Genomic DNA, 2828 nt, shown 5'->3' with positions numbered 1-2828 from the left:
CTTAAAAAACACCAGTATTTTTTCCTTGCAGTTTTAACAATTAATCTTAATGAAGAAGATTATTCAGCAGAAACTCCATCATGGACTTCTCAACTAAAAAGAGAACTTCAAAGAATTTCACAACCTTCTTATAAGCTGATAAGTCTATTCAAAATGGAAAGCCAGGTTGATCAATATGTTTGTCTCTTTAGAGTAGACTCATCCAAACGTAGTGACAAATTGGCATATGAGATTCATTCTCAAATTTCTAATAACTTTAGTAAATACTCAAACATTATATATAAGAGTTGCCATAAAATATCCGATGTTTTATTTCATACCAAAGAACTCTACACTTATAATGAACAATATGTTTCTTATTGGAATACTATTACATGTGTTCCACATAGTTTTCCAACTTCTTTCAAAACAGAAACTCTTTCAATTGCGTTTTTAGATAGCTTAAGCGAATATGAATTAAGAGAAAAAATTAATTCACTCGTCTATAATTCTCAAATCCCTACTTTCACGCTACAACAAATTTTACTAGATTGGACTCAACAAATAGGAATATATCTAGATCAAAATGGAATTTCAGCACATAAATTATTCCAAAATAGCACTCATGATTTCTTATTCCAACGACGCTTTCATTCAATTGAATCATTTCAGGATTACTTTGATTATTACTGGTCACATGCTAAGAAATTTGCAACAAACATTGAAAACCAGAAAAATAGTATTCAACGCATCGTCGAATACATAGATCATCACTACTATGAAGATATAAATCGTTCTATATTAGCAGATATGGTTTATCTCAGTGCAGATCATTTAGCTAGAATTTTTAAAAAAGAAACTGGAGAAACTCTTGTTAAATATATAACGGATAAGCGCATTAATGCTGCTAAATCTCTCCTATCTCAAACAAATATCTCGATATCACAAGTATCCTGTCAAGTAGGGTATGATAATTATTCTTACTTTACTAAAATTTTTAAACAAAGGACTGGACTTTCTCCTGGAGATTACCGTAAAACTTATCAAAACAAAATGTAAGCAATCTAAATCATTGAAATGATAAGTAAAATTCAAGGTCTGTAGTAATTTTTGAAATTCTACAGTTTTTCCAAAGATAAGTCTGGGACAATAGTCCCTTATCTCCAAAAAAAGCAACGGATTTGCCGTTGCTTTTTTGCATGGTTACGATAGTCTTGGTAAAATAGAATTGCTTAATAAACCATTTAGAAAGGCTATCCCATGCATATTCACTATAACACAAATCAAACAACTTTACCACTAGAAATCAGTTCTTTCTTGCCACAAGACCATCTCGTCTTTACTATTGAAAAAGTGGTAAATACCTTGGAGGATTGTCATTTCCACGCCTTCTATCATGCCTTTGGTCGCCCGTCTTATCACCCTAAAATGCTTGTATCTGCTCTTCTATTTGCCTATTCACAAGGGATTTTCTCTGGTCGAAAAATTGAAAAAATGATGATTGAGAATCTCGCTATGCAATACCTAACAGGACAGTTAGTTGTCAGCTATCGCACCATCAATCGTTTTCGAGTCGCTGAAGGGATGGAAGAACTCATTCGTAATCTTTTCATCGACCTCAATCTTCGTTTAAAAATGGAAGAATTAGTGACTTTAGATTGTCTGTTTATTGACGGGGCTAAGATTGAAGCTAATGCCAACAAGTATAGTTTCGTGTGGAAGAAAGCGACAGAGAAATTCTCCGCCAAGCTTCAATAACAGATACAGGTCTATTTTCAAGAAGAAATTACTCCTCTTATCCATCAAGCTATCGAACTAGATACACAAGAGCCTATCTCCTCAGAGCAGTTGCTTGCATTCGCTCAAGTCCTTGAAGAAGAACTGAAAAAATTGAACCAGGACATTGAGGAGACAGCTGTTAAAGGAAAGGATGAACGTAAAACCCAGCGTCGTAAACTCAAGAAAGTCTTGCGTAAAGTCAAGGATGATTTTTCAGTACGTTCTGAAAAATATGAGAACTATCAGGAAACATTTGAAGGGCGTAACAGTTTTTCCAAAACCGATCCAGATGCCACTTTTATGCGCATGAAAGAAGACCATATGAAAAATGGCCAACTCAAGGATGCTTATAATCTTCAAATCGCTACGGAAAACCAATTTGTTCTTCACTATGATATCTTTTCAAATCCGACAGACACCAAAACTCTTCTCCCCTTCCTTGAAACCTATCCGCATGACTTGAAGACAGTTGTCGCAGATGCTGGATATGGAAGTGAAGAGAACCTCCTTCGTTTAGATGAAAAGCAGGTAAACCATCTGATTAAATATGCCATGTTTGATAAGGAACAGAAGAGAGGGTATAAACAGTCAGCTAGAAACTTAGGGAATTGGCACTATAATGACAAGGAGGATAGCTACACACATCCTGATGGCTGGTGCTATCGTTTTCACCATACCAAACATCAAAAAACACAGACGGACTTTCAACAGGAAATCAAGGTTTACTACGCTGATGAACCTAAATCAGCCCCTCAAAAGGGGCTGTATATGAACGAACGCTATCAAAACTTGAAAGCTAAAGAATGTCAGGCGCTTTTATCTCCTGAAGGTAGACAGATTTTCGCTCAACGCAAGATTGATGTGGAACCTGTCTTTGGGCAGATAAAGGCTTGTTTGGGTTACAAGAGATGTAATCTGAGAGGGAAGCGTCAAGTGAGAATTGACATGGGATTGGTACTTATTGCCAATAATCTCCTAAAATACAATAAGAGAACTACTCAAAATTAAAAAGCTAGAGTTCCACAATTGGAAATCTCTAGCTTTTTTGTAGTCGAGAACTATTTTGTCTC

General features: G+C 35.5%; 2 protein-coding genes and 1 pseudogene. 2 read left to right on the top strand and 1 reads right to left on the bottom strand.

Going from position 1 to position 2828, the window contains the following annotated elements:
- Positions 1-1038 (top strand): AraC family transcriptional regulator (locus tag QZ359_RS09205; protein WP_293965924.1); only part of this gene is annotated, 1038 nt, incomplete at its 5' end.
- A 10-nt stretch (positions 1039-1048) separates the two neighbouring features.
- Here the strand turns inward: QZ359_RS09205 and QZ359_RS09200 are convergent.
- On the bottom strand, positions 1049-1279 hold the full coding sequence (locus QZ359_RS09200; protein ID WP_293965923.1) for a hypothetical protein: 231 nt from the start codon (positions 1277-1279) through the stop codon (positions 1049-1051).
- On the opposite strand from QZ359_RS09200, the pseudogene QZ359_RS09525 reads away from it, so the two are divergent.
- Positions 1240-2766: pseudogene (locus tag QZ359_RS09525) on the top strand (IS1182 family transposase). The gene QZ359_RS09200 and the pseudogene QZ359_RS09525 overlap by 40 nt on opposite strands.
- Positions 2767-2828 lie beyond the last annotated feature (62 nt).

Source organism: Streptococcus sp. (assembly GCF_019414905.1).
GTDB lineage: Bacteria > Bacillota > Bacilli > Lactobacillales > Streptococcaceae > Streptococcus.
This window is presented reverse-complemented; position numbering and strand designations above follow the sequence as displayed.